Here is a 6,469-nt window from a genome sequence, read left to right on the forward strand (position 1 = left end):
GAGGGGGTGCCCCCATCGCCCCGCGGAACGAATGCCCACAACGCGGTTTGCCGCACGGCGGCGGCCCCGGCATCTCGCCACTCCCCGCCGCGGCGGCACATTCGGCTGCGGCGAGCCCGGGTGGCCGCGCCCTAGGCCAACCCCGCGGTCTGCGGCCGCACCGCGCGGGCCAGTCGCGTGGCGGCCGTGGCTCGTGGGGCGTTGTTCGCGGGGCGGCGACGGGGGTGGATCGTGTTGGCCAGCAGGATCAGGAACGTGTCCGTGGTGCGGTCGAGGATCAGGCTCGTGCCCGTGAAGCCGGTGTGGCCCGCCGCCCCGTGGCCCGCGAGCTCGCCCATGAACCACGGCTGGTCGATCCCGAAGCCGAGCCCCGGCGGGTCCAGCAGCGCGTCCGCCGACTCCTGGGTCAGGATCCGCGCCGCGCCGTACGTGCCGCCGCCCAGCAGCGCCCGGCACAGCACCGCCAGGTCACCGGCCGTGGAGAACAGCCCCGCGTGGCCCGCGACGCCCCCGAGCGCGTACGCGTTCTCGTCGTGCACCTCGCCGCACAGCATGCCGCGGTCGAGCTTCGCCCACGGCCTGCGCTGGTCCTCGGTGGCCGCCACCACCCCCGCACCGGCCACACCCACCGCACCGACCGGGCCGAAGCCCGTCGCCGCCATGCCCAGAGGCCCGGTGATGCCCTCCCGCACGAGCTCGTCCAGCGGTCGCTCCGACACCCCCTCCAGCACCGCCTGAAGGGCGATCAGATTCAGGTCGGAGTAGCAGTACGCCGTACCGGGCGCGGTCAGCGGTGCGTCCTCCCACACCATGGCGAGCTGCGCGGCGCGCCCCTCCCGCTCGTACAGGGGCAGTTCGGGCCGGAGGCCCGAGGTGTGGGTGAGAAGCTGCCGTACGGTCACGGCCGCCTTGCCCGCGGCTCCGAAGCCGGGGACGTACGCCGCGACCGGCCGGTCCAGATCCAGCGCGCCGCGCTCCACCTGCTGCACGGCCGCGACCGCCGTGAAGAGCTTGGTCAGTGAGGCCAGGTCGAAGAGCGTGCCGGTGCGCATCGGCACCCTCCGCTCCCGCGGAAGCTCGACGCCGCGGCCCGCCTCCTCGTCGCAGGCCGTGTACCGGACCGCCCAGCCCGCCGCCTCCTCGACCGCCACGACGGACCCGCGCCCGGCCAGCACCACCGCACCCGCGCACCAGGGGTCCTCGCCCTCCGGGTGGCTCTCCGGCAGCCGCCGCACCTCGCGTACGAGCAGGTCCAGCTGCGCGACGTCGAGGCCGGCCTCCGCCGGGGTGCCTCCGCGCAGGCGCGGCACGCTCAGCCGCCCCGGCATGCTCAGCCGCCCGTTCCGCCCGTTCCGCCCGTTCCGCCCGTTCCGCCCGTTCCGCTCATTCCGCTCATTCCGCTCATTCCGCCCGTTGCGTCCTCGTGCCTCCACGGCCTGCACAGTCCCAGGAAACAGCCCACGGCCGCCACCGCACACACCACCTGCACGACCGCCATCGGCACCGCCGTGCCCTCGCCCGCGATCCCCACCAGCGGCGAGGCGACCGCCCCGACGAGGAACGAGGACGTGCCCAGCAGGGCGGACGCGGAGCCCGCGGCATGCGGAGTGCGCATCAGGGCCAGCGCGTTGGTGTTCGGCAGCGCCAGGCCCATCGCCGACATCAGCACGAACAGCCCCGCCGCGATGGGCGCAAGCCCGACCCGCCCGAAGACGCCCGAGGCCATCAGCAGCAGCGCGACCGCCGCCGCCGTGATCACGGCGAGGCCCAGGCCCAGCGCCTTGTCGAGGCTGACCCGGCCGACGAGCACCTTGCCGTTGAGCTGCCCGACGCCCACCAGGCCGATCGAGTTGAGGCCGAAGAGCAGGCTGTACGTCTGCGGGGACGCGCCGTAGATCTCCTGGACGACGAACGGCGAGGCGGAGATGTACGCGAAGAGCGCGGCGAAGGCGAAGCCGCCCGTGAGCACGTAACCCGTGAAGACCCGGTCCGCGAGCAGCCCGCGCACCGTGCGGAGGGTCGCGCCGAGGCCGCCGCTGTGCTGCCGCTCGGGCGGCAGCGTCTCCTTGAGCCACCGGGCCACGACGAGAGTCAGCAGGAGGCCGATGCCGGCCAGGACGTAGAAGACGCCGCGCCAGTCCGTGACCCGGAGCACTTGGCCGCCGATGAGCGGAGCCACGATCGGGGCCACGCCGGAGACCAGCATCAGCGTGGAGAAGAACCGGGCCATGGCCACGCCGTCGTACAGGTCGCGCACGACTGCCCGGGCGATCACGATCCCGGCCGCCCCGGCCAGGCCCTGCACCAGCCGGAACGCGATGAGCAGCCCGACGGTCGGCGCGAAGGCGCAGACGGCGGTGGCGACGACGTAGAGGACCATCCCGGCGAGCAGCGGGCGGCGGCGGCCCCACCGGTCGCTCATCGGGCCGACGACCAGCTGGCCGAGCGCCATGCCCGCGAGGCAGGCGGTGAGGGTGAGCTGCACGGTCGCGGCGGGGCTGCGCAGCGACTCGGTGACCTCCGGGAGCGCCGGAAGATACATGTCCATGGAGAGCGGCGGCAGCGCCGTCAGCCCGCCGAGGATCAGCGTGACGAGCAGACTGGTACGCCGCTGTGAGCGCGGGGTGCCCTCCCCGGAACGGGCGGAACCGCCCGGCTCGGCCTGCTGCGATGTCTGGACGGGTCTCTCTTCCGGTCTGGACGGGCCGGTCTCCGGCATGCGGCTCTCCACCTCCTTGAATCCTTGCCCATGCTCTCAGCAATTCATCAGTGGATGGATCCGGAGTGGATGGATCCGGCTGCGGCCCGGTGGCCGGGTCGTGGGCATTCATTCCGCGGGCGGCACGAATGCCCACAGCCCGGCGGGGGCCACTACGCCGGCTTCAGGCCCGGGTTGCCCGCCTCCGTGACGAAGGACGCCGCCGTGGTGACCGGGGCGCCCGGGGTGGTCACCGCGGAGACGGTCCTGTAGTCCGCGCGGGCCGCGTCCCTGCCCAGGGTGATCTTCGTGTAGCCGCGGCGGCCGTTGTACCACTTCATGTGCGGGTTCGCCGCCATGAAGGTGTCCCAGTTGGCGGGCTTGTCCGCGCCGTCCTTGCCGCTGCTGATGGACGTCGCGACGAACTCCGCGCCTGCGGTGCGGGAGTTCGGGTTGTCGGCGTCCCGCTTGATGTCGAGGGCGTACGAGACGTGCACATCGCCGGTCAGCACGACGAGGTTGTCCACCCCGGCCGCCTCGGCCCCCGCGAGCACCCGCTCCCTGGAGGCCGCGTAGCCGTCCCACGCGTCCATGCTCACCTTGAAGGCGTCGGTGGCGTCGCTGCGCCGCCGGGAGAAGACGACCTGCTGGGGCACCACGTTCCACAGCGCGTCCGAGGCGCGCCAGCCATCGATCAGCCAGCGCTCCTGTGTCGCCCCGGTCAGGGTGCGCGACGGGTCGTCGGACTCCGGGCCAGGGGCGTCCCAGCCGTCCCCGTACGCCTGGTCGGAGCGGTACTGGCGGGTGTCGAGGATGTCGAACTGCGCGAGCGTGCCGAACTGCAGCCGCCGGTAGAGCTGCATGTCCGGGCCCGAGGGCTGCTGCGGGCGGCGCAGCGGCTGGTTCTCCCAGTACGCGCGGTAGGCCGCGGCCCTGCGGATCAGGAACTCCTCCGGCGGGACGTCGTTCTCGGGGATGTCGTCCGCGTAGTTGTTCTCGGTCTCGTGGTCGTCCCAGGTGACGACGAAGGGGTGCGCGGCGTGCGCGGCACGCAGGTCCGGGTCGCTCTTGTAGAGCGCGTAGCGCAGCCGGTAGTCCTCGAGCGTGACCGTCTCGCGGTTGAAGATCGCGGGCAGCGTGCGGTCGGTGTAGGCGCGGGCGCCGCCGGCGGCGTTGACCGCGTACTCGTAGAGGTAGTCGCCGAGGTGGAAGACGACGTCGAGGTCCTCGGCCGCGAGGTGCTTGTACGCGGTGAAGTAGCCGTCGTGGTACGCCTGGCAGGAGACGGCGGCGAGCTTGACGTCGGTGGGGCGGGCGCCGGGCGCGGGGGCGGTGCGGGTGCGGCCTGCCGGGCTGATCCACTTCCCGGCGCGGAAGCGGTAGTAGTACACGCGGTCGCTGCCGAGGTTCGCGGCCTCGACGTGCACGGTGTGGTTGAACTCGGGGTGGGCGGTGGCCGTGCCGCGCCGGGCGATGCGCGTGAACCGGCTGTCGTGGGCTATCTCCCAGCCCACCTCGATCCGGGCGTTCGGCAGGCCGTTGCCGGGCTCGTACGGGCTGGGGGCGAGCCGGGTCCACAGGATGACGGAGCCGGGCTGCGGGTCGCCGGAGGCGACGCCGAGGGTGAACGGGTCGGCGGTGATGGTTTTGCGGGCATCGGCCTCCGCGGCCTGGGCGCTGCCCGGCAGGTTGGTGGCGAAGGCGAGCGCGGCTGCGGCGCCGGTGACGGTGAGGAAGCGACGCCGGCCGAGGTGCGCGGCGGCGGCACGGAGCTCCTGCTGGTACGCCTGCTGGTAGGACGTGTCGGTCATCTGACCCTCCCCATACGGGTGTTGTCGTGGGGAATTGCAGTGACGGGGGACGGCGGGTCGTTGTCGCGTGCACTACACACACATGTCGACTCGGTGAGCTTCGCGTCCGCTTGGGGTGTTCGGGGGCAATCCGCCGCAGAAACGATTGCTCGTCAGGCCGGCGGGGTGGCCCGCATCCCTCGGGCGGCGGCGCTTCCGCCCGGCCTGTCTCGCGTACTCTGCGCCCCATGACGGAGATCAACTTGGTGCAGGCGGACGGGGCGAACACGGCGGATGCGGCGCGGAAGGTCGCCGTGGTGACGGGCGCCGGGTCGGGGATCGGCCGGGCCGTCGCCCTCGAACTCGCCCGCGCGGACTGGGCGGTGGCGCTCGCGGGCCGCCGCACGGAAGCGCTCGACGCGACGGCGGCGCTCGCGCGGGAGGGTGCGCCCGTCCTCGCCGTACGGACCGATGTCACGCGGCCCGAGGACGTGGACGCGCTCTTCCGCGCGGTCCGCGAGCACTTCGGGCGGCTGGACCTGCTCTTCAACAACGCGGGCAGCTTCGGTCCGCCGGTGCCGCTGGAGGAGCTGGCGTACGAGGACTGGCGGTCGGTGGTGGAGGTCAACCTCACCGGCGCATTCCTCTGCGCACAGGCCGCCTACCGACTGATGAAGAATCAGGACCCACAGGGCGGACGGATCATCAACAACGGCTCGATCTCGGCCCACGTGCCGCGCCCGAACAGCATCGCGTACACCGCGACGAAGCACGCGATGACCGGCCTCACCAAGTCGCTGTCGCTGGACGGGCGGAAGTACGGGATCGCCTGCGGGCAGATCGATATCGGCAACGCGGCGACGGAGATGACCGAGCGGATGCAGCCCGGGACGCTGCAGGCGAACGGGACGCTGGCGGTCGAGCCGGTGATGGACGCGGCCGATGTGGCGCGGACGGTGCTGCACATGGCGTCGCTGCCGCTGGAGGCGAACGTGCAGTTCGCGACGGTGATGGCGACGGCCATGCCGTACATCGGCCGTGGGTGAGGCGGCGGTCGGGGTAGCGGTCGAGGGGGCGGTCGGGGCGGCGGCTGAACTCGGGCCGTCGAGGCCGCGGCCGAGGTCCCGGTCAAGGCGGCGGCCGAGGTCCCGGTCGAGTCCTCAGCCAGGCAAGACGTCGAACTTGCGGTTGAATATGACCGATTGGGGCGACACTTCGACTGAGTGAGGAAATCTCCCTCCTTGGGAGGTGGCTGCGCGCTACCTTGCGGCATGCTCTCCAGGCACACCCCGTCGGAGCCCTCTCCCGAGGAGCCTCCCGCCGCAGCGAAGGTCCCCACCGAGCCGTACGGCGAAGCCGTCGCGTGGCCGCCGCCCGAGCCCGGCAGTCCGTCGGCCGACCAGGACGCCCGCGCACTCGACCGCCCGCGGCGAGCACAACAGCCGCAGCACACGCGGCAGCCGCAGCAACGGCAGAGACTTCAGGAACCGGAACAACCGGAACAACCGGTATCCGCCGCGACCACCGACCCCGGGCGTACGCGTGCACGGGCCGCGGTCGTACCCGCCCGCCGGACCAGGTACGTACGGCGCGCCTGGTGGGTCGCCGGGACGGTGTGCACCCTCTACGCCACCGGTCTCGTACTGAGCCTGGCCGGCGCGACGCCCATCGCTCCCCGGACCCTGCTCCCGCTGCCGGGGGTCCCCGCCACCGCGCCCATCGGCGGTGGCGAGGGGCAGGCGGAGTCCGGGGACGGCGCGGCGGGGCGCGGCGGCGCCGCCGGTTCGTCCGACGAGGAGGAGGCCGACGCGAGCCCGTCCGCGACATCGGCCTCGCCGTCCGCGTCCGCCGCGTCCGCCGCCGCGGGCGACGGCACCGCCTCGCCGCCGTCGGACGGCAAGAGCGGGCGCGACCTTCCGCAGCAGCCCGGCGGCGGCCCCTCGGCATCCGGGCCCGCCCGGAACCCCACCCCCACGCCGCC

General features: G+C 73.3%; 5 protein-coding genes. 2 read left to right on the forward strand and 3 right to left on the reverse strand.

The features are described from left to right. Positions 1 to 131 precede the first annotated feature (131 nt). From ACTWQC_RS35510 to ACTWQC_RS35520, 3 genes are all read right to left on the reverse strand, one after another. On the reverse strand, positions 132 to 1,328 hold the full coding sequence (locus ACTWQC_RS35510) for a serine hydrolase domain-containing protein (protein WP_443319997.1): 1,197 nt from the start codon (positions 1,326 to 1,328) through the stop codon (positions 132 to 134). A gap of 2 nt (positions 1,329 to 1,330) precedes the next feature. After that, on the reverse strand, positions 1,331 to 2,731 hold the full coding sequence (locus ACTWQC_RS35515) for a Bcr/CflA family multidrug efflux MFS transporter (protein WP_443319998.1): 1,401 nt from the start codon (positions 2,729 to 2,731) through the stop codon (positions 1,331 to 1,333). A gap of 140 nt (positions 2,732 to 2,871) precedes the next feature. Continuing rightward, entirely contained in the window at positions 2,872 to 4,509 is a 1,638-nt protein-coding gene (locus ACTWQC_RS35520; protein WP_443319999.1) for an alkaline phosphatase D family protein, read from the reverse strand. A 227-nt stretch (positions 4,510 to 4,736) separates the two neighbouring features. Between ACTWQC_RS35520 and ACTWQC_RS35525 the strand changes: the two genes are divergently transcribed. Together ACTWQC_RS35525 and ACTWQC_RS35530 are read left to right on the forward strand one after the other, a co-directional pair. Next, the gene (locus tag ACTWQC_RS35525) at positions 4,737 to 5,534 is read left to right on the forward strand and encodes an SDR family oxidoreductase (protein WP_443320000.1); all 798 of its coding nucleotides are present in this window, start codon (positions 4,737 to 4,739) and stop codon (positions 5,532 to 5,534) included. Between the two features lie 225 nt (positions 5,535 to 5,759). Then, the coding region (locus ACTWQC_RS35530; protein WP_443320001.1) for a hypothetical protein at positions 5,760 to 6,469 on the forward strand (710 nt) is incomplete at its 3' end.

This window comes from Streptomyces sp. 8N616 (assembly GCF_052246385.1).
Lineage (GTDB): Bacteria > Actinomycetota > Actinomycetes > Streptomycetales > Streptomycetaceae > Streptomyces.

Coding starts and splice junctions, on each gene's coding strand:
- ACTWQC_RS35510 (WP_443319997.1), bottom strand. CDS start 1,328: ATGCCGGGGCGGCTGAGCGTGCCGCGCCTGCGCGGAGGCACCCCGGCG.
- ACTWQC_RS35525 (WP_443320000.1), top strand. CDS start 4,737: ATGACGGAGATCAACTTGGTGCAGGCGGACGGGGCGAACACGGCGGAT.
- ACTWQC_RS35520 (WP_443319999.1), bottom strand. CDS start 4,509: ATGACCGACACGTCCTACCAGCAGGCGTACCAGCAGGAGCTCCGTGCC.